16 protein-coding genes and 1 pseudogene are annotated in these 19862 nt (G+C 68.8%); 4 read left to right on the top strand and 13 right to left on the bottom strand.

The window, feature by feature from the left end; genetic code table 11:
• Positions 1 to 8 precede the first annotated feature (8 nt).
• Positions 9 to 1268, bottom strand: a complete 1260-nt coding sequence (locus ABZ865_RS30610; RefSeq protein WP_361237360.1) for an MFS transporter — start codon at positions 1266 to 1268, stop codon at positions 9 to 11.
• 119 nt (positions 1269 to 1387) lie between these two features.
• On the opposite strand from ABZ865_RS30610, the gene ABZ865_RS30605 reads away from it, so the two are divergent.
• On the top strand, positions 1388 to 2404 hold the full coding sequence (locus ABZ865_RS30605; RefSeq protein WP_361237357.1) for a LacI family DNA-binding transcriptional regulator: 1017 nt from the start codon (positions 1388 to 1390) through the stop codon (positions 2402 to 2404).
• Between the two features lie 76 nt (positions 2405 to 2480).
• Here the strand turns inward: ABZ865_RS30605 and prcA are convergent, their stop codons facing one another.
• From prcA to arc, 6 genes are all read right to left on the bottom strand, one after another.
• Positions 2481 to 3233, bottom strand: a complete 753-nt coding sequence (gene prcA / locus ABZ865_RS30600) for a proteasome subunit alpha (protein ID WP_361237354.1) — start codon at positions 3231 to 3233, stop codon at positions 2481 to 2483.
• 61 nt (positions 3234 to 3294) lie between these two features.
• Positions 3295 to 4140: a proteasome subunit beta gene (prcB, locus tag ABZ865_RS30595; RefSeq protein WP_361237352.1), complete on the bottom strand. Its 846-nt coding sequence runs from the start codon at positions 4138 to 4140 to the stop codon at positions 3295 to 3297.
• Positions 4092 to 4604, bottom strand: a complete 513-nt coding sequence (locus tag ABZ865_RS30590) for an endonuclease VII domain-containing protein (RefSeq protein ID WP_361238058.1) — start codon at positions 4602 to 4604, stop codon at positions 4092 to 4094. The genes prcB and ABZ865_RS30590 overlap by 49 nt, the downstream gene beginning before the upstream one ends.
• Before the next feature lie 113 nt (positions 4605 to 4717).
• Positions 4718 to 4936, bottom strand: a complete 219-nt coding sequence (locus ABZ865_RS30585; protein ID WP_020939002.1) for a ubiquitin-like protein Pup — start codon at positions 4934 to 4936, stop codon at positions 4718 to 4720.
• Between the two features lie 198 nt (positions 4937 to 5134).
• On the bottom strand, positions 5135 to 6646 hold the full coding sequence (gene dop / locus ABZ865_RS30580) for a depupylase/deamidase Dop (protein ID WP_361237349.1): 1512 nt from the start codon (positions 6644 to 6646) through the stop codon (positions 5135 to 5137).
• Between the two features lie 231 nt (positions 6647 to 6877).
• Positions 6878 to 8644, bottom strand: coding sequence for a proteasome ATPase (gene arc, locus ABZ865_RS30575; protein WP_361237346.1), 1767 nt, complete (start codon positions 8642 to 8644; stop codon positions 6878 to 6880).
• 520 nt (positions 8645 to 9164) lie between these two features.
• Here arc and ABZ865_RS30570 point away from each other — a divergent pair.
• A complete protein-coding gene (locus ABZ865_RS30570) occupies positions 9165 to 9467 on the top strand; it encodes a ferredoxin (protein ID WP_361237343.1) in 303 nt (100 codons plus the stop codon).
• A gap of 103 nt (positions 9468 to 9570) precedes the next feature.
• Here the strand turns inward: ABZ865_RS30570 and ABZ865_RS30565 are convergent, their stop codons facing one another.
• The 3 genes from ABZ865_RS30565 to ABZ865_RS30555 all read right to left on the bottom strand — a co-directional run bounded on the left by ABZ865_RS30565 (position 9571) and on the right by ABZ865_RS30555 (position 13221).
• On the bottom strand, positions 9571 to 10152 hold the full coding sequence (locus ABZ865_RS30565; protein WP_361237341.1) for a hypothetical protein: 582 nt from the start codon (positions 10150 to 10152) through the stop codon (positions 9571 to 9573).
• Positions 10153 to 10384: 232 nt separating this feature from the next.
• Positions 10385 to 11287, bottom strand: coding sequence for a tRNA (adenine-N1)-methyltransferase (locus ABZ865_RS30560; RefSeq protein ID WP_031162116.1), 903 nt, complete (start codon positions 11285 to 11287; stop codon positions 10385 to 10387).
• Positions 11288 to 11337: 50 nt separating this feature from the next.
• Complete coding sequence (locus ABZ865_RS30555; protein WP_361237337.1) at positions 11338 to 13221, bottom strand: site-2 protease family protein; 1884 nt, start codon at positions 13219 to 13221, stop codon at positions 11338 to 11340.
• 178 nt (positions 13222 to 13399) lie between these two features.
• Here ABZ865_RS30555 and ABZ865_RS30550 point away from each other — a divergent pair.
• Positions 13400 to 14341, top strand: a pseudogene (locus ABZ865_RS30550) (RecB family exonuclease); the annotation flags it as partial.
• Positions 14342 to 14434: 93 nt separating this feature from the next.
• A complete protein-coding gene (locus ABZ865_RS30545; RefSeq protein WP_010045368.1) occupies positions 14435 to 15106 on the top strand; it encodes a response regulator transcription factor in 672 nt (223 codons plus the stop codon).
• 86 nt (positions 15107 to 15192) lie between these two features.
• Here the strand turns inward: ABZ865_RS30545 and ABZ865_RS30540 are convergent, their stop codons facing one another.
• The 3 genes from ABZ865_RS30540 to ABZ865_RS30530 form a co-directional block, all read right to left on the bottom strand.
• On the bottom strand, positions 15193 to 16773 hold the full coding sequence (locus ABZ865_RS30540) for an ABC transporter substrate-binding protein (protein ID WP_361237334.1): 1581 nt from the start codon (positions 16771 to 16773) through the stop codon (positions 15193 to 15195).
• A gap of 68 nt (positions 16774 to 16841) precedes the next feature.
• Positions 16842 to 18446: an ABC transporter substrate-binding protein gene (locus ABZ865_RS30535; RefSeq protein ID WP_361237331.1), complete on the bottom strand. Its 1605-nt coding sequence runs from the start codon at positions 18444 to 18446 to the stop codon at positions 16842 to 16844.
• A gap of 435 nt (positions 18447 to 18881) precedes the next feature.
• Positions 18882 to 19583: an HAD family phosphatase gene (locus ABZ865_RS30530; protein WP_361237328.1), complete on the bottom strand. Its 702-nt coding sequence runs from the start codon at positions 19581 to 19583 to the stop codon at positions 18882 to 18884.
• Between the last annotated feature and the right edge of the window lie 279 nt (positions 19584 to 19862).

Genomic DNA, 19862 nt, shown 5'->3' with positions numbered 1-19862 from the left:
AGTGAACATTACGCCCGATCCCCTGACCTGAAACGGGGTTCGGCAGCACGATTTGGATCATTTTCCGATGAAGCCGCAACAACCCCGCCCCGCACGGGAGCTGCGAGGACCCGCCCCGTCGCCAGCAGAACCAGCAACGACACGCCCCCCGCCACCCCCGGCACCGCGAACCCCCACAGCGCCCCACCGGCCTCCACCACCGGCCCCGCCAGGCCCGTCCCCACCGACGCACCCACCGTGAACGTCGTCACAAGCCACGAGAAAGCCTCGGTGACCGTACCGCTCGGCGCATGCCGGTCCACGATGATGAACGCACACGCGATACACGGAGCCAGAAACACCCCCGCCACCACCGTCAGCACCACCATCGCCACCGCACCCGGCATCAGCATCAACGGCAGATAACACACCGCCAGAAGCGCCACCAGCACCCGCAGTCGCCGCTCCGGCGTCCCGCTCCACCGCCGCGCCCCGTACACCGTGCCACCGAACAGCGCCCCGAGGCCCAACGCGGCCATCAGCCAGCCGTACACCGCGTCACCCCCGTGATCATCCGCGTACGGGATCGCGGCCACCGTGATCGAACCCATCGCGATCCCGACGAACAAAAAGGCGGCCAGCACCACCAGCAGACCCGGCGAACGCAGAGCGCCCAGCCAGTGCGCCTCACGCGGAGCCGAACGCCACGCGCTCGAGGGCGCCGAGACCACCACGGAGAGCGCACCCAGGACACCCACGGCGTTCAGCACCAGCAGCGCCGCACGCTCCGACCACAACGACACGCACAGCGTCACCAGCAACGGGCCGACCGTGTACATCACCTCCTGCGCCACCGCATCCATCGCGTACGCCGTGTGCACCTGCTCCTCACGACGCAGCACCGACGGCCACAGCGCCCGCAGACCGCCCTCCAGCGGCGGCGTGAACAGACCCGCACCCGCGACAGCGACATACGCGAGCGGCAGCGGGTCGATGCCGGAGAAGGCGAAGGCCGACATCGCGAGGGCCGAAAGGACCGCGGCCGGAAGCTGAACGCGCGGCTGACCGTGCAGGTCCACAAGCCGGCCCAGCACCGGCTGGCCCACCGCGTTGGCCACCCCGTACACGGCCGCCAGCGCACCCGCCAGGCCGTACGTGCCCCCCTGCGCCCGGACGAACAGCACCAGAGCGATCGCCGCCGTAGCGTTGGGCAGACGGCCCACCAGGGTTCCGGTGAGCAGCCGCAGCGCGTGTCTCGCCCTGAGGATCTCCAGGTATCCCGTGGCCATGTCCTGCCCCTCACCAACCGCCCCGGAAGCCCCGAAGCCCACAAGTGTTACGTATAACGTCCTCTCCCATACGTACCATGTGCGCTGTTCACACGTCCAGACGAAGGAGCGCACCCACGGTGGCACGCAGCAGCACGCGCCCGACCAGCCGTGACGTCGCCCAGGCAGCCGGAGTCTCCCAAGCGGCCGTCTCACTCGTCCTGGGCGACAAATGGCGCGGCCGCGTCTCCGAAACGACCGCCGAACGCGTACGAGAAGCCGCACGCGACCTCGGCTACCGGCCCAACCTCGCCGCCCGCAACCTCCGCCTCGGCCGCACCCGCACCGTCCTCCTCGTCGTCCCCGCCCTGACGACCGAATTCTTCGCCGGCGTCTACACCGGCGCCGCACGCATCGCCGCCCAGCACGGCTTCGGAGTCGTCCTCTACCCCTCCCCCGAAGGTATCGGCCCCGCCCGCGACCCCTTCGCCTCCGCACAAGCCGCCCTCGACGGCGTCATCGCCTCCTCCATGGCCGCCGACGCCCTCACCGCCATCCGCGGCGACCAACTCCCCCTCGTCATGCTCGACAGCGACCCAGAAGGCAGCCTCGGCGCCGCCACCGTCAACCTCGACATCGCCGACGGCGTCCGCCAGGTCACCGAACACCTCCTCGGCCTCGGCCACCGCCACATCCTCCACCTCGCCGCCGACGTCCCCTCCTGGACCTTCGAGGTACGCGCACGCGAACTCGCCGCACACATCGCCGCCGTCCCCGGCACCGAAATCCGCACCGCCCGAGCCCCCATCTCCATCGAAGGCGCCCGCACCGCCACCGAGACCGCCCTCACCACCCCCGGCCCCCGCCCCACCGCCATCGTCTGCGACGACGACAAACTCGCCGCCGGCGCCTACAAGGCCCTGCGCCGCCTCGGACTCAGAATTCCCGACGACGTCTCCGTCACCGGCCTCGACGACCTCGCCCTCGCCACCGCCATCGACCCCGAACTGACCACCGTCCGTCTGGACGCCGAGCTCTTCGGAGAACGCGGCATGCAAGCCCTCCTGGCCGTCCTGGAAGGCCGCGAACCAGAGAACGGAGACATCCCCGTCGAACTCGTCGTACGGGCCTCCACGGCACCACCAGGGCGTCCATAGAGGCCCGGAAACCACAGGTGCCCCGGCCGGAAAACCGGCCGGGGCACCACAGAGCGGGAAGGAGAGCAGGAACGAATCACTCCTCGTCGGAGCCCTCGTCGTCGGAACTCTCCGCCTCCGTCGCCGCACCCTCCGCCTCCAGCAGACGGGAAAGCTGACGACCCACGATCCGCTTGAACTTACGCTTCTGCGGCCGCGTACGATCCAGCACCGCGACCTCCAGGCGCTCCGCGGGAATCTCCCGCTCACTGCCATTGGTGTCACGGGACAGCGCCTGCACCGCCAGCTTGAGCGCCTCGGCCAGACTCATACCGTCACGATGCCGCTGATCCAGGAAACTGCTGATCTGCTCGGCATTGCCACCCACCGCGACCGAACCGTGCTCGTCCACGATGGAACCGTCATGCGGCAGCCGGTAGATCTGGTCACCCTCCGGCGTCTCACCGACCTCGGCCACCACCAGCTCCACCTCGTACGGCTTCTCCGCCGCCGAAGAAAAGATCGTGCCCAGCGTCTGCGCGTACACGTTGGCCAGACCACGCGCCGTGACATCGTCACGGTCATAGGTGTAACCCCGCAGGTCGGCGTACCGCACACCACCGATACGCAGGTTCTCGTACTCGTTGTACTTACCGGCGGCCGCGAAACCGATCCGGTCATAGATCTCGCTGAACTTGTGCAGCGCACGGGACGGGTTCTCACCGACGAACACGATGCCGTCGGCATACTGCAGCACAACCAGGCTGCGGCCACGAGCGATGCCCTTACGGGCGTACTCCGCCCGGTCGGCCATGGCCTGCTGAGGTGAGACATAGAACGGCGTCGACACCGGTTATCCGTCCCTTTCTGTCATGGTCACTGGATCACCTTGATAAGAACCGGACCCGCACTCAGAGCAGGGCGGCCTTCGGGCCGTCCGGCTCCTCCAGACGCCGCTGCAGCACCCCACGGGAGAGCTCCGACGCCTCGTCCTCGGTCAGCCGGCGGAAGCCGTCCTCAGTGATCACGGTGATGATCGGGTAGATCCGGCGGGCGACATCGGGACCACCGGTCGCCGAGTCGTCGTCAGCCGCGTCGTACAGAGCCTGCACCACCAACGTCGTGGCCTGCTCCTCGGTCAGATCGTCACGGAACAGCTTCTTCATCGCACCCCGCGCGAACAGCGAGCCCGAACCCGTCGCCGCGAAGTTGTGCTCCTCCGAACGACCACCCGTGACGTCGTAGGAGAAGATGCGCCCCTTCTCCCGGTCCACGTCGTACCCCGCGAACAACGGCACCACGGCAAGACCCTGCATCGCCATGCCGAGGTTGGACCGGATCATCGTCGACAACCGGTTCGCCTTGCCCTCCAGCGACAGCTGCGCACCCTCGACCTTCTCGAAGTGCTCCAGCTCCAGCTGGAAGAGCTTCACCATCTCCACGGCCAGACCGGCCGTGCCGGCGATACCCACCGCCGAGTACTCGTCCGCCGGGAACACCTTCTCGATGTCCCGCTGCGCGATCACATTGCCCATGGTCGCCCGGCGGTCACCCGCGAGCACCACACCCCCGGGGAACGTCACCGCGACGATCGTGGTGCCGTGCGGCGCCTCGATCACACCCTTCGTGGGCGGCAGCTGCCGATTGCCGGGCAACAGCTCCGGCTGGTGCTCGGAGAGAAAGTCCATGAACGAAGCGGACCCAGGCGTCAGGAAGGCAGCTGGTAGACGCCCGGTGCCACGAGTGTTGGCTTCCACGAGTTTCCTTCCAGATAGGTAGCGGCCCGGCGAGCGACATCGGGGTCGTCCCTCAGCTTGCCGATCGCCGAATTGCAGTTGAAGCACAGTACGCCACGGACCCTACCCGTCCTGTGGCAGTGATCCACATGCACAGCCGGGGCGTCCAGGCAGATCGAACAAAGCCCCCGCTGGGAGGCCACCATCGCGTCGCGCTCGGCTTCGGTCAGGCCGTAGTTGCGCTTCAGGTGCTGCGCCCGCCCCTTCACCGCCTTGCACGCCTTGCACAGGGTCCCTAAACCGTCTGAGGCGCTGCGATTCCGCGTCCATTCACTGTGAGGCTTGATCTCGCCACAGGTGCGGCAGTACTTGTGCCCTTCGGGCACCTCCACTCGGGGGCGCACGTTGAGCCCCTTGGTCAACTGCCTCTGTTGGTGATATGCGGACGCGCACTCCCGGCAGTAGGCCTGCAAGCCGTCACGCATCGACTTGTTCTTCGCGAACGCTGCTCGCGGCTTGTGCTCCTTGCACCGCGAGCAGCGCTTCGCCTGTCCTTCATTCGCCAACCCGAGCACCCCCGATGCCTTCGATTCGAAGGCTACTCGCCGCCCTTCTGAACGAAACTTCGAACGAAGTCCTCTGCATTCTCCTCGAGGACATCGTCGATCTCGTCCAGAACCGAGTCCACGTCGTCGCTCAGCTTCTCGTGTCGCTCCTTGAGGTCCTCGGAGGCCTGCGCGTCCTGCGCCTGCTCCTCGACCTCTTCGGTGGAACGTGTGGCCTTCTGCTGGCCGCCGCCGGTGTCCTTGGTTGCCATAACCCTCACCCCGCTCAGTTCGCCCGACATGGTCGACGGGTCGGCATTGCTGCCGATCGGTGATGATCAGACCCTACAAGCCGGGTCCGACATCGGCCCCGCAGTTTCGACAACGTACGGGGACCACCTCGATGATTCCCGGGCGGTGGGATTTCCACCCTGTCCGCCCGGGGTGGTGCGCATGCCTGCTGGTGGTGCTCAGTTTCCGGACAGGACCCTGACCAGGTCTTCTGCCGTTCGGCAGCGGTCCAGCAGTTCCTTGACGTGATTTCGCGTTCCGCGTAGTGGTTCGAGGGTTGGAACGCGCTGGAGGGAGTCGCGGCCGGGGAGGTCGAAGATGACGGAGTCCCAGGAGGCCGCGGCGACGTCGTCGGCGTACTGCTCGAGGCAGCGGCCGCGGAAGTAGGCGCGGGTGTCCTCCGGGGGCTTGGTGCGGGCCCTGTCGACCTCGGACTCGTCCAGGAGTCGCTTCATGCGTCCGCGGGCGGCGAGGCGGTTGTAGAGGCCTTTCTCGGCGCGTACGTCGGCGTACTGGAGGTCGACGAGGTGGAGCCGTGCGGCGTCCCAGTCGAGGCCGTCGCGGCGGCGGTAGCCCTCCATCAGTTCTCGCTTGGCGACCCAGTCCAGTTCCCCTGCGAGGCTCATGGGGTCGTTCTCGAGCCGGTTGAGGGTGTCTTCCCAGCGGGTGAGGACGTCCTTGGTCTGGTCGTCGGCGTCGGCTCCGTAGCGTTCTTCGACGTATTTGCGGGAGAGCTCGTAGTACTCCATCTGGAGTTGTACGGCTGTGAGGGTCCTGCCGCTGCGCAGGGTGACCAGTCGCTTCAGTGAGGGGTCGTGGGAGACCTGGTGGAGGGTGCGTACGGGCTGGTCGACGGCGAGGTCGACGGCGATGAAGCCGTCTTCGATCATGGACAGGACGAGTGCGGTGGTGCCGAGCTTGAGGTAGGTGGAGATCTCGGAGAGGTTGGCGTCGCCGATGATCACGTGGAGTCGGCGGTATTTTTCGGCGTCGGCGTGGGGTTCGTCCCGGGTGTTGATGATGGGGCGCTTGAGTGTCGTCTCCAGGCCGACCTCGACTTCGAAGTAGTCGGCGCGCTGGCTGAGCTGGAAGCCGTGTTCGTGGCCGTCCTGGCCGATGCCGACGCGGCCGGCGCCGGCGAAGACCTGGCGGGAGACGAAGAAGGGGGTGAGGTGGCGCACGATGTCCGAGAAGGGGGTTTCCCGCTTCATCAGGTAGTTCTCGTGTGTGCCGTAGCTGGCGCCCTTGTTGTCGGTGTTGTTCTTGTAGAGGTGGATGGGCTGGGCGCCGGGGAGCTGTGCGGCTCGTTCGGCGGCTTCGGCCATGATGCGTTCGCCGGCCTTGTCCCAGAGGACGGCGTCGCGGGGGTTGGTGACTTCGGGGGCGCTGTATTCGGGGTGGGCGTGGTCGACGTAGAGGCGTGCGCCGTTGGTGAGGATGACGTTGGCGAGGCCGATGTCCTCGTCGGTGAGCTGGCTGGCGTCGGCGGCCTCGCGGGCGAGGTCGAAGCCGCGGGCGTCGCGCAGTGGGTTTTCTTCCTCGAAGTCCCAGCGGGCCCGGCGGGCCCGGTGCATCGCCGCTGCGTAGGCGTTGACGATCTGGGATGAGGTGAGCATGGCATTGGCGTTGGGGTGGCCGGGGACGGAGATCCCGTACTCCGTCTCGATGCCCATTACTCGCCGTACGGTCATGCGGCCCTCCTTGCCCGGCGGCACCCTCGGTCGTGGGCGCCGCTCACGTACCGCTGGCGCTCCGGTGCGTGTGCGGTGCCCGTCCCCGCACTGCGCGACTCGGCGGTAGGAAAGAGCCTAGAACGCCTTTGCGCTGGTGGGGAGATCATTTGCGTCATTGCCTGCTTGGTCGTGGCCTGAAAAGCAGGAGGCTGCGGGTGCCCGTCGAGGGCACCCGCAGCCGCCCTGTCGTTACAGGTACTGACCAGTATTGGCCACTGTGTCGATGGAGCGTCCGGTGTCGGCGCCCTGCTTTCCGGTGATGAGGGTGCGGATGTAGACGATCCGTTCGCCCTTCTTGCCGGAGATTCGGGCCCAGTCGTCGGGGTTGGTGGTGTTGGGGAGGTCTTCGTTCTCCTTGAACTCGTCCACGCAGGCTTGGAGGAGGTGGGAGACGCGGAGGCCCTTCTGGTTCTTTTCGAGGAAGTCCTTGATGGCCATTTTCTTGGCGCGGCCCACGATGTTTTCGATCATGGCGCCGGAGTTGAAGTCCTTGAAGTAGAGGACTTCCTTGTCGCCGTTGGCGTAGGTGACTTCCAGGAAGCGGTTTTCCTCGGATTCGGCGTACATCTGCTCGACCGCCGTCTGGATCATGCTCTGGACGGTGGTGGTCTTGTCGCCGCCGTGTTCGCCGAGGTCGTCGGCGTGCAGGGGGAGGCGTTCGGTGAGGTACTTGCCGAAGATGTCCTTGGCTGCCTCGGCGTCGGGACGCTCGATCTTGATCTTCACGTCGAGTCGGCCGGGGCGCAGGATGGCGGGGTCGATCATGTCCTCTCGGTTGGAGGCGCCGATGACGACGACGTTCTCCAGGCCCTCGACGCCGTCGATCTCGGCGAGGAGCTGCGGGACGATGGTGTTCTCGACGTCCGAGCTGACGCCGGAGCCGCGGGTGCGGAAGAGGGATTCCATCTCGTCGAAGAAGACGATCACGGGGGTGCCTTCGCTGGCCTTCTCACGTGCGCGCTGGAAGACGAGGCGGATCTGCCGCTCGGTCTCGCCGACGTACTTGTTGAGGAGCTCGGGTCCCTTGATGTTGAGGAAGAAGCTCTTGCCGGCGGCTTGTCCGGTGACCTCGGCGACCTTCTTGGCGAGCGAGTTGGCGACGGCCTTGGCGATGAGTGTCTTGCCGCAGCCGGGGGGGCCGTAGAGCAGGACGCCCTTGGGCGGGCGCAGCTCGTGCTCCTTGAAGAGGTCGGGGTAGAGGTAGGGGAGCTCGACGGCGTCGCGGATGGCCTCGATCTGGTTGCCGAGTCCGCCGATGGCTTCGTAGCCGATGTCGGGGACTTCTTCGAGGACGAGTTCTTCGACTTCGCTCTTGGGCACGACTTCGTAGACGTAGCCGGAGCGGGGTTCGAGGAGCAGGGCGTCGCCGGCGCGGATGGTGACGTCCAGCAGGGGCTCGGCGAGCCGTACCACTCGTTCTTCGTCGGTGTGGCCCAGTACGAGGGCGCGTTCGCCGTCCTCGAGGATTTCCTTGAGGGTGACGATGTCGCCGACGCGCTCGTATTCCATGGCTTCGACCACGTTGAGCGCTTCGTTGAGCATGACTTCCTGGCCGCGCCTGAGGTCTTCGAGTTCGACGCTCGGGCTGACGTTGACGCGGAGTTTGCGGCCGCCGGTGAAGATGTCGGCGGTGCCGTCTTCGTTGGCTTGCAGGAAGACTCCGAAGCCGGCCGGTGGCTGGGCGAGCCGGTCGACTTCTTCTTTGAGGGCCACGATCTGGTCGCGGGCCTCGCGGAGCGTGTTGGCCAGTCGTTCGTTCTGCGCGGAGACGCCGGCCAGGTTGGTCTGCAGCTCGACGATCCGCTCTTCGAGAATCCTCGTGTGTCGCGGAGAGTCGGCGAGCTTGCGTCGCAGGACGGCGATCTCCTGCTCAAGGTAGGCGATCTGCCCGGCCGGGTCGTCGGACCCTCGTCCCGGGCGGATGCCGCGGTTCATGTCGTCGTCGTGGGCTGCCACGGTCCTCACCTCCTCCAAGGGGAGCTGGACGCTTCCAGACCCTACCTGGGTGGGTGTCGATTGAAACCCCTAGATCACAAAGACTGTCAAGGTGTGTCGTCGGTCACCCGGTGCGTCCCCCCTCGCACGGAGGGGATACCCACTCAACGTGATTCGGAAGCGACTTGTTCCTGGCCGGGGATGGTCAAAACCCTTCGGGACTGGCTGGAGTTGTCCGTTCCAGGCCGGTCGGCCGGTTCGCGGGCATGACTGAGGGCGCTCGTACGATCATCACGCAGAGCGACGGTTGGGGTGGGCGGTGTCACGTCCGGGGTGGCCTGAAGTGATCGCTCCGGCGCCCCGGGGCTGTCTCTCCCGGTCGTGCGCGTCTACCCGAGGGGGCGTGGGAGGAAACACCGCACCCCGTCGCGGTCGGCGCGAAAGCGGGCGGAGGTAGGGTCGGGATGTTCAACAGCCGCTGGAGCGGACCCGGCTGGCCTGCGTGCCCCGGTCGCCGCCCGGCGAACCGACGGCAGGAGAGATGACCGTGCAGCAGGAGGCCCCGGGCGGCGAGGCGCTGGAGGTCTGGATCGACCAGGACCTGTGTACCGGCGACGGGATCTGCGCCCAGTACGCCCCTGAGGTGTTCGAGCTGGACATCGACGGGCTGGCCTATGTGAAGGGCGCGGACGACGAGCTGCTGCAGGAGGTGGGGGCGACGACGGCGGTGCCGCTGACGCTGCTCACGGATGTCGTGGACTCGGTCAGGGAGTGTCCCGGGGAGTGCATCCATGTGCGCCGGGTTTCGGACAGGGTCGAGGTCTACGGGCCGGACGCGGAGTGACTCCCGCGCGCGCGTGCGCTGTGGAGTGACTCCCGCGCGCGTGCGCTTCGGTCGTGGTCCGGTGGCACGCGCGCGTGGGTCTCGTCGAACCGGGTCCGGCCGGTCACACGCTGTGGGCGGCGGCGGGGGTGGAGCGGACGAACGCGGTGCCGTTCCACTGCCACTTGGCCGCGGTCCGCACGTCGGGGCAGCAACTGGGCACGTCGTCGGAGGAGTAGCCGAGCAGGGTGGCGCCGACGGCCCGTGCGCGCAGGGTGAGGTCGGTGACGGTGAGCCGGTCCTTGGGGTCGACGAGCGTGGCGACCACGCGGGTCCCGTTTCCGTCGGTGCCCCGGGTGAGGACGTAGGCGGCGTCCGGCGGGGTGCCCATGGCGGAGTCGCAGTGCACCACGGCGACGGTTTCCGGTCTGCCGTCGCCGTCGAGGTCGCCGCTGGCCTGCTTCGCCACCACCGCCTTCACCGGCCCGCACTGGAGCGGGAAGGTCACGCCGGTCGTGCCGGGGGGCGCGATGTCGGCAGGGGCGGACTGGGCCCGGGTGCCGGTGGGCGGCTGGGCGGCCGTGGCCGATCCGGGCTGGACGAGGGAGGACAGGGCGATCACGCCGGCTACTGCGGTGGCGGTGCCGACCCAGTGGATGGGCCGGGTGTGCGTGTGGGCGAGCTCCGGAACGGCGGATTCCTGCACGAGGAGTGTCTCCTGTGGGCTGTGCCGGTGAGGGGGTGGCCTGCATGGTGCCACACGTCACAGTGCGGGGGAACGGCGGGGTCGGTCCGGAATTCGGGCGGGCGGGGAGCCCGCGCGCGGGGGGTCGTACGGATCCCGGTGCCGGGTCAACGGGTGGGCGCCGTGACCGAGTTCCGGGTTCGGTCCGGGAACTCGGGCACGGCGCCCTTGCGTTGTGCCGGGTGCGGGGCCGTCAGCGGCCGGTGCCGCCGTCGGCGTTGGGTCCGGCGTAGTCCTCGCCGTAGGCGCCCTTGGCGGGGCGGCGGCGGCGCATGGGCGGCTCGACGCCGTCGGCGAGGCGGCGGGCGGTGAGCAGGAAGCCGGTGTGGCCGATCATCCGGTGGTCGGGGCGGACGGCGAGGCCCTCGATGTGCCAGTTGCGGATCATCGTCTCCCAGGCGGTCGGCTCGTTGAAGCAGCCGATCTCCCGGATGGACTCGACGGTCCGGGCGAGCTGGGTGGTGGTGGCCACGTAGCAGCACAGGATGCCGCCGGGGACGAGGGCCTTGGAGACGGCCTCCAGGCACTCCCAGGGGGCGAGCATGTCGAGGATGACGCGGTCGACGTCGGTGTCGGAGAGGTTGTCCTGGAGGTCGCCGACGGTGAGCTGCCAGGCGGGGTGGGGGCCGCCGAAGTAGCGCTCCACGTTCTGCTGGGCGATCTCGGCGAAGTCCTCGCGGCGCTCGTAGGAGTGCAGCATGCCCTGGTCGCCGATGGCGCGCAGCAGGAAGCTGCTGAGCGAGCCGGAGCCGACGCCGGCCTCCACGACGCGGGCGCCGGGGAAGATGTCGGCGAAGGCGAGGATCTGCCCCGCGTCCTTGGGGTAGACGACGGCTGCCCCGCGGGGCATGGACAGGACGTAGTCGGGGAGCAGGGGGCGCAGCGCGAGGTAGGCGACGTTGCCGGTGGTGCGGACAACGCTGCCCTCGGGAGCGCCGATCAGTTCGTCGTGCGGGAAGGAGCCCTTGTGGGTGTGGAAGTTCTTCCCGGCTTCGAGCGTGAACGTGTAGTGGCGGCCCTTGGGGTCGGTCAGCTGTACCTGGTCCCCGACCTTGAAGGGCCCGCGCCTGCGGGCGGCACCGGTCGGTTCGGACATGTGACCAGCCTACCGGGGTTTGTGGGGGCCGCCGACCACGCGGGCGGCCGTCAGGAGGGGCGGGCCATGGCCTTGACGAAGGCGCGCTCGACGTCGGCGGCGGACAGGACGCCGTAGATCTCTCCGGTCTGCTCGACGACGAGGTATTCGGTGGCGGGGGTGGCGCGCAGGGTGTCGAGGAGTTCCTCTCCGGCCAGCTCGGCGGAGACGCGCATGCCGTCGGTGAGGTCCTGGGCGAGGCCGCTGACGGCGACCCAGGGGCGGCGGTGTTCGGGTACGCCGACGATGGCGGCCTCGCGGACGAGGGAGAGGGGGTTGCCTTCGGCGTCGACGACGACGAGGGCGCGGGCGCCGGCGGCGTTGGCGCGGCGCAGGGCCTCGGAGAGCGGGGTGTCGGTCTGGACGGGTACGGCTCGCCGGGTCAGGGTGCGGGCGCGCAGTTCGGGGAGGTGTTCGCGCAGGCGGGCCATGCGCAGGCTGTTGCCGGCGCCGGTCCAGATGATGGCGGCGAGGATGGCGGCGAGCAGGGCGTCGGTGACGGTGTCCATGCCGTTGAGGTCTCCGCCGCCGCCGAGGGCGTCGGACTGGTTGAGCAGGGGAAGTCCGACGAGGACGGAGAGGGCGAGGGCGCGGCCGACCCAGGCGGCGGCGACGGTGCCGCTCATGGGTTTGCCGGTGATCTTCCAGACGACGGCGCGGAGCATGCGGCCGCCGTCGAGGGGCAGGCCGGGCAGGAGGTTGAAGATGGCGACGATGAGGTTGGAGATCATCAGTCCGGCCAGCAGGACACCGGGGACGCTGTCGGGTGCGACCGGTTTCAGGGCCAGGTAGAACACGCCGGCGAGGACGAGGGAGAGCAGGGGGCCGACGAAGGCCAGGACGAACTCCCGGCCCGGGGTCTCCGCCTCCTTCTCGATCTCGGAGACGCCGCCGAAGAACTGGAGCTGGATGCGGCGGACGGGGAGTTTGAAGCGGATCGCGGCGACCGTGTGGGCCAGCTCGTGGACCAGGACGGAGGCGTAGAAGGCGACCGCGAAGAACAGGGACACCAGGTAGCGGGCGGCGCCCAGCTCGGGCAGGACGCGGTCGAGCTGGCCGCCGAAGACCCAGGTGATCAGCACGGCGACGAGGAACCAGCTCGGCGCCACATACACGGGCACGCCGAAGGGCCGGCCCATGAGGATGCCCCCGCCGGGCTCCTTGGGCCGCGGCTGCGGCGGCTCCTGCTTGGCGATCCCGGAGTGGGCCAACGTCCGGTGCTCGGTGCCTCCGGCGCCTTCCGCCGCGCCGCTCCCGCCCTGCTGCTCGGCTCCGGTGCCCGTGCCCTGCTGCTCGCCGGCCGTCGGCTGCGGGCTCACGCCCTGGCCGTCGCGCTCGGCGTCCGGCTCGGGGTGGGCGGCCTGCGCGTCGCGGTCGTTCGCCGGCTGCGGCTTCGCGGGCGGGGCGTCCTCGGCGGATGCGGGTGCTGGGTTCGTCGCTGGGGTGTCCCCGTCGGCCTTCGGGGCCGGGAGCGTGGGGCCTGCGTCGGCTCCGGTCGTCGGGGCGGGGCTCGTCGCCGCCGTGCCCTCGTCGGGTGCCGGCTCCGGGCTTGTCGCCGTGCTCTCGTCTTCGGAGGTCGGCTTCGGGCTTGTCGCCGGGCTCTCGTCGTCGGAAGTCGGCTTCGGGCTTGTCGCCGGGCTCTCGTCGTCGGAAGTCGGCTCCGGCTCCGGCTCCGGGTTGGGGGCGTCGGTGGAGGCGTCCGGGGTCGGCTCCGGGGATGCCGGATGCGTGGCGGCGTCCGTTGTCGGGGGCGTCGTCGCGGGCTGGGGGTCGGGGGGCGGGGCGGTGTCGGGGTGGTCGGCGGGGTTGGTCGTGGGGGTCGTCGGACCCGCGGGGTGGTCGGTCGGCTGGTCGTTGCCGGACCGCGGCTGCCCGCTCCCGCCGCTCACGTTCACGGTGTCCCCTCGTTCGAAGCGTCTTCCGCGCCTGTGGGGCGGAAGGGTCTCGGGTCGATGGTATGCGGCCGTGGTGACACGTTCTGCCCCGGCACCCCTTGTGTTTGCCCGGCGGACGCACGGTCGACGCGGCCCGCGGCTGGGTCACTGTCAGTGGTGGGCCGTATGGTCTGTGGTCATGGACAGCAGCAGCGAGGACACGGGTGCCCTGCGGGGCGGCGCCGGGGCGGCGGGCGAGGAGGCCGGAGCCGGCGGCACGACGTCGGGCGAGGCCGGCGACGCGGGGTCGGGCGGGTCGGGTGCCGAGCGCGTCGTGATCGCGCCCACTTCGCTGTCTCCGTCGCGGGCCAGTGACTTCATGCAGTGTCCGCTGCTGTACCGGTTCCGGGTGATCGACCGGCTGCCGGAGAAGCCGAGTGAGGCGGCGACCCGGGGCACGCTGGTGCACGCGGTGCTGGAGCGGTTGTTCGACGCGCCCGCCGCGGAGCGGACCGCGCCGCGGGCCAAGGCGTTGATCCCGGGGCAGTGGGACCGGCTGCGGGAGAGCCGGCCGGAGATCACCGAGTTGTTCGCCGACGACGCGGAGGGCGAGCGGCTGGCCCGCTGGCTCGGTGAGGCGGAGCGGCTCGTGGAGCGCTGGTTCACGCTGGAGGATCCGACGCGGCTGGAGCCGGCCGAGCGGGAGCTGTTCGTCGAGGCGGAGCTGGACTCGGGGCTGCGGCTGCGCGGGATCATCGACCGGGTGGATGTGGCGCCGACCGGTGAGGTGCGCATCGTCGACTACAAGACGGGCAAGGCGCCGCGCGCGGAGTACGCCGAGGGCGCGCTGTTCCAGATGAAGTTCTACGCGCTTGTGGTGTGGCGTCTGAAGAACGTGATCCCCCGGCGGTTGCAGCTGGTGTATCTCGGCAGTGGGGACGTGCTGACGTACGACCCCGTTCTCGCCGACCTGGAGCGGGTGGAGCGCAAGCTGCTCGCGCTGTGGGAGGCGATCCGGGAGGCGACGGAGACCGGTGTCTGGCGGCCGCGGCCGACGAAATTGTGCGGCTGGTGCGATCACCAGGCGCACTGTCCGGAGTTCGGGGGCACTCCCCCGCCGTATCCGTTGCCGGTGAGAGCGGGCTAGGGGAAGACGGCCGGGGGCAGATGGCCTGAGTCCGGGGTGGCTGATGGTCAGGGCAGAATGGGGCGGGACGAGCGAAGGAGTGTCACCGTGGCCATCCGTGTCCTACTGGTCGACGACCAGCCGCTGCTGCGTACCGGCTTCCGGATGATTCTGGAGGCGGAACAGGATCTCGCGGTCGTCGGCGAGGCCGGTGACGGTCTGCAGGCCCTTGATCAGGTCCGTGCCCTGCAGCCGGACGTCGTGCTGATGGACATCCGTATGCCCCGGATGGACGGGGTGGAGGCGACCCGGCAGATCACCGGGCCCGGGCGGGACGGTCCGGCGAAGGTGCTGGTGCTGACCACGTTCGATCTGGACGAGTACGTGGTGGAGGCGCTGCGTGCGGGGGCCAGCGGTTTTCTGCTGAAGGACGCGCCCGCGAACGAACTGGTGCAGGCGATCCGGGTGGTGGCGGCCGGTGAGGCGATGCTGGCGCCGAGCATCACGCGCCGTCTGCTGGACAAGTACGCCACGCATCTGCCCTCGGGTGAGGAGCCGGTGCCGGACACGCTGCACACGCTCACCGACCGTGAGGTCGAGGTGCTGAAGCTGGTGGCGCGGGGTCTGTCCAACGCCGAGATCGCCGCGGATCTGTTCGTCAGCGAGACCACGGTCAAGACGCATGTGGGGCATGTGCTGACCAAGCTGGGCTTGCGGGACCGGGTGCAGGCGGCGGTGTACGCGTACGAGAGCGGGCTGGTGCGTCCCGGAGCGCAGTAGGCGTCGTACGAAGCAGAGGGCGGTGCTTCCTCCCCCGGAGGTGGGGGAAACACCGCCCTCTGCTCAAGTGCCGCTCGGCTGGCGGCTCAGCTCTTGCTCAGTTCCCAGAACCGGAACACCGTCGAGGCGTCCAGGCAGTACTCGAGGCCGTAGACGCCGTCACGGACGACGGCGTACTGCTTGGCCTGCCAGACGGGCAGGACGGGCAGCTCGTCGGCGACGATGTCCTGGAGCTTCCCGAAGTCCTTGTCGGTGGCGGCGCGGTCGCTCTCGGCGGCCGTGCTGGGGATGAGGGAGCCGGTGATCCGGCTGTTGTCGTAGTTGTTGTCGAGGACGTTGCCCTTGCCGAAGAAGGGCGCGGTGAAGTTGTCGGCGTCGGGGTAGTCGGGCACCCAGCCCTTGACGTAGACGCCGTACTTGCCGGCCGCGATGTCCTTCTCGTACTGGTCGAAGGCGACGGACTGGACGTCGGCGTCGAACAGGCCGCTGGCGTTGAGCTGTCCGGCGATGGCCTTGAGTTCGGCGTCGGTGGCGGGGCCGTAGCGGGACGGCGTGGACCACAGGGTGAGCTTGACCTTGCCGGTGATGCCGTCGGCGCGCAGTGCCTCGGCGGCCTTGGCCTTGGAGGGGCGGGCGCCGTAGGTGTCGAAGAAGGCGGTGTTGTGGCCCGCGATGCCGGCCGGGATGATCGAGTAGAGCGGGGTGGCGGTGCCCTGGTAGACGTCGTGGATGAGGGCATCGCGGTCGATGAGGTAGGCCATGGCCTTGCGGACGCCGAGCTTTCCGGCGACCGGATCCTTCATGTTGAAGACGAGGTGCTGGACCTCTGCGCTGCTGCCCTCGATGACGTCGACGCCCTTGCTGCCGTCCTGCTTGTCGATGCCGGCGATGTCGGTGGCGGTGAGGCCTCGGTAGGCGATGTCGATGTCGCCGTTGGTGAGGGCGTTCTTCAGGGCGGTGCGGTCGCCGTGGAAGAACTTGAGGGTGACGCCGGAGTTCTTGACCTTGGCGGTGCCCTTGTAGTGGGAGTTGACCGAGAAGACGGCCTTGTCCTTGTCGAAGGAGTCCAGCGTGTAGGGGCCGGAGCCGACGGCCTTGTTGTCGGTGCGCAGGGAGCCGGCGTCGTACTGCTGGTGGTCGACGATGGAGCCGGCGCCGGAGGCGATCTTGCTGGGGAAGGTGGCGTCGGGGACCTTGAGCCGGAAGACGACGGTCTTGGCGTCGGGGGTCTCGACCTTGTCGAGCGACGGGAACATGATCGCCGGGCCGCTCGCGTCGTTGATCTTCAGCAGGCGGTCGAAGGAGAACTTCACGTCTTCGGAGGTGAGGTCGTCGCCGTTGCTGAACTTCAGGTCGGGCTTGAGCTCGCACTTGTAGACCGTGGCGCGGTCGTCGTCGAAGGCGCACTGTTTGGCGAGTTCGGGCTCGGGCTGGGTGCCGCCGCGGGGGAAGCTGAGCAGCGATTGGAAGACGTTGTTGAACAGGAGCCAGGAGCCGGGGTCGTAGCCGGATGCCGGGTCGGTGGCGAGGACGTCGTCGGACATCCCCATCACCACCGAGGAGCCGGTTCCCCCGGAGTCACCGTTCTCGGATCCGCAGCCGGTCAACAGGCCGGAGGCCAGTCCCGCCACGAGGGGCAGGACCGGCCACTGGTTGCGCATGTTCACTGCATGTGCCTTGTCGTCGGTTCGTCACCCCGGGGCCGCCGTCCCTGGCCCCGGGTCCAAGAGAGCCGTCAGCCGCTCACACCGCGGCCGAGCTCCCACAGCTGAAGCATCGAGGTGGAGTTGAGGGCGTAGGAGACGCCCGTGATGTCGTCGCGTGCGGCGACGTACTGCTTGCCCTGCCACAGGGGCAGGACGGGGACGTCCTCGGCGACGGTGTCCTGAATCTCCGTCAGGCTGTTGGCGGCGTTGGCCCGGTCCGCCTCGCGCCGGGACTGGGGGATCAGCGAGCGCTGGATCGCGGCGTTCGTGTACGGGGACTTGAGGACGTTGTCCTTGTCGAGGAACGGGGCGAGGAAGTTGTCCGCGTCGGGGAAGTCGGGGAACCAGCCCATGCCGAAGGCGTCGAACTGGCCCTTGAGTTCGGCGGGGCGGAACTGGGCCCAGGGGTGGCCCTTGATGGTGATGTCGAACAGGCCGCTGTTGTTGAGCTGCTTCTGCAGGATCTCGAACTCCTGCTTGGTGGCCGAGCCGTAGTGGTCGGTGGTGTAGTGCAGGGTCAGCTGCACCGGGGTGGTGATGCCGGCCTTGGTGAGCAGCGCCTTGGCCTTGGCGGTGCTGGGGTCGCCGTACTTGTTGAAGAACGAGTTGGAGTGGCCGGTGATGCTGGCCGGGACGAGCGAGTACAGCGGCTCGGCCTGGGTGCCGTAGACCTTGGAGACGAGTTCGCCGCGGTCGATGATCTGGGCGATGGCCTGGCGGACGGCCTTGCTCTTGACGGTGGGCGCGCCGGTGTTGAAGGCCAGGTAGCGGATCTCCATGCCGGGCATGTCGACCAGGTCGGCGTTCTTGTCGGAGCCGGCGTCGAGCTTCTGGATCAGCGCGGGCGACATGGTGCGGGTCATGACGTCGATGTCACCCTTGTCGATCGCGTCGCCCATGGCTTCCGCGGTGTCGTAGGAGCGCATCACGACCTTGTTGTTGTTCACCTCGACGTTGCCCTTGTAGGAGGGGTTCTTGGTGAACGTGGCGCTGACGATCGCGTTGTCCTTGACGTCGGCCTGGAAGGTGTAGGGGCCGGAGCCGGAGACGTCGAAGCCCTCGCGCAGCTTGTCCTTGGGGTAGTCCTTGGGGTCGACGATGCTCGCGACCGGGGTGGACAGCTTGTACGGGAAGGTGGCGTCGGCGGTCTTCAGATGGAAGATGACGTTCCGGTCGCCCTGGGTCTCGACGGTGTCGATGGTGTTGAGCAGGCCGGCGACACCGGTGTCGGCGTTGATGCGCAGCGCGCGCTCGATGGAGTACTTGACGTCGGCGGCCGTGATCTCGTCGCCGTTGGCGAAGGTGAGGCCGTCGCGCAGCGTGCAGGAGTAGCGTTCGCTGCCGCTGTCGGTGAAGTGGCAGTCCTCGGCGGCTTCGGGCACCGGGGTGCCGTCGCCCTTGGGCTGGGCCATGAGAGTCTGCTGCGTCTGGCGCAGGATGTTCCAGGGGCCGACGTCGTAGGCGTAGGCGGGGTCGAGGGGCGCCGGGGCGTCGCTCGTGGCCGTGAACCGGTCCGTGGTGCCGACGACGATGGCGTCGCCGCCCTTGCTCCCGCTGTCGGATCCACCGCACGCGGCGAGAACCGGCGTGAGGAGGCCGGCCACTGCCGGCAGCACCAGTGTCTTGCGGTTCATGGGGGACTTTCTCCAGGCTGTTCGAATCCCGAGTGCCCGGCATGCAGGGGTGGCGCGGCGGGTTCACGGGGGGTTGCTGCGATGTTCTCGCGACGAGATTAGTCGGCGCCCGCAGGGGCGTTCGCAGCCGCGTGAGTTGAGTCCCCATCACGCAGTGAAACCGGGCGTGGACGCACCGAAAACCCGACAGCGGCAGGATTAGTGCAGTGATCCATCAATCGGGACACAAGGGCGCGCCGATCGGTCTCGAACCGGGGTGGTGAGCACACAGAGTCACCGTTGTCGAGACGGACGGGAGTGGCGAACGTCACAAGTGCAACTGTCCTGGCGGGCACCGGAATTCAGCCAGATGAACGGCACGGAATTCCGCCCGGGCCCCGTTTCCCTGGAATTTTGGCCATGGATCCCAGGGGGTCTTTCACGCTGGGTGAACGGTTAACGCATGTCCGTCATGAGTCCGCGCAGAAATGCCAGGTCGACCTTCTCCAGGGAGTCGACCACATGGCGCCGCTCGGCCGGGGCGATGGGGGCGACGGACGGGACGGCGACCACCATGCAGCCGGCCGCCTCGGCGGCGGCGACGCCGGTCGCGGTGTCCTCGACGACGGCACAGCGGGCCGGATCCACGCCGAGTCCGGCGGCGGCGAGCAGATACGGGTCCGGGTAGGGCTTGGTGCGCGAGACCTCGTCGCCGGCGACGGACAGGGAGAAGTGGTGCGGGCCGAGTACGGTCAGCACGCGGTCGATGATGCGCCGGTGGGAGGCGGAGACCAGGGCGGTCGGGACGGCCTGCGCGTGGAGTTCGGTGAGCAGGTCGGCGGCGCCCGGCATCAGCGGCAGCCCGTGGCCGATGCGCTCCTCGAAGCCTTCGTTGAGCAGGACGGAGAGTTCGGCGAGGGTGATGGCGGCGCCGGTGGCCTCGATGAGGAAGCCGGCGCTGCGGGTCATGGGTCCGCCGACCACGACGTGCCGCCAGGACTCGTCGAGGGTGTGGCCGAGGCCCGCGAAGACCTCGACCTCGACGTCCCACCAGAAGCCCTCGGTGTCCACCAGAGTGCCGTCCATGTCGAGGAGCACCGCCTGCAGGGCAGAGCCTTCGGCCGTACGGGTTCCGAGCGCGGGGACCGTGCTGGTCATCCGGGCGCACCTCCTTGAGGGACGACCAGGCCGGTTCCCGGACAGGGAACCGGCCTGCAGTGGACCGACCAGTGTACGTCGCCCGCGAGCGGATCGCCTCGTTTATCCCTCCCGCGCCGGGGTACCCCCTGAAACACCCCGGCGCAGGCCAGGAGCCCTTTTGGCATGCCCGCGGTCCCGCCCCCTGGTGCGACGAGGGGCCAGGGCATGGAGCGGGGGGCGGGCACGGGCGTTCCAGGGCAGGCGAAAGGAAGGGCAAGGCAGGGCTGGAAAAGGGGG

Origin of the sequence: Streptomyces sp. NPDC047085 (assembly GCF_040643735.1) — a bacterium.
Lineage (GTDB): Bacteria > Actinomycetota > Actinomycetes > Streptomycetales > Streptomycetaceae > Streptomyces.
This window is presented reverse-complemented; position numbering and strand designations above follow the sequence as displayed.

Bases quoted from the DNA above. Each gene is read 5' to 3' on its own strand.
- ABZ865_RS30610 (WP_361237360.1), bottom strand. From the start codon at position 1,268: ATGGCCACGGGATACCTGGAGATCCTCAGGGCGAGACACGCGCTGCGG.
- ABZ865_RS30590 (WP_361238058.1), bottom strand. From the start codon at position 4,604: ATGCGTGACGGCTTGCAGGCCTACTGCCGGGAGTGCGCGTCCGCATAT.
- ABZ865_RS30585 (WP_020939002.1), bottom strand. From the start codon at position 4,936: ATGGCAACCAAGGACACCGGCGGCGGCCAGCAGAAGGCCACACGTTCC.
- dop (WP_361237349.1), bottom strand. From the start codon at position 6,646: ATGACCGTACGGCGAGTAATGGGCATCGAGACGGAGTACGGGATCTCC.
- ABZ865_RS30570 (WP_361237343.1), top strand. From the start codon at position 9,165: ATGACCGTGCAGCAGGAGGCCCCGGGCGGCGAGGCGCTGGAGGTCTGG.
- ABZ865_RS30560 (WP_031162116.1), bottom strand. From the start codon at position 11,287: ATGTCCGAACCGACCGGTGCCGCCCGCAGGCGCGGGCCCTTCAAGGTC.
- ABZ865_RS30535 (WP_361237331.1), bottom strand. From the start codon at position 18,446: ATGAACCGCAAGACACTGGTGCTGCCGGCAGTGGCCGGCCTCCTCACG.
- ABZ865_RS30530 (WP_361237328.1), bottom strand. From the start codon at position 19,583: ATGACCAGCACGGTCCCCGCGCTCGGAACCCGTACGGCCGAAGGCTCT.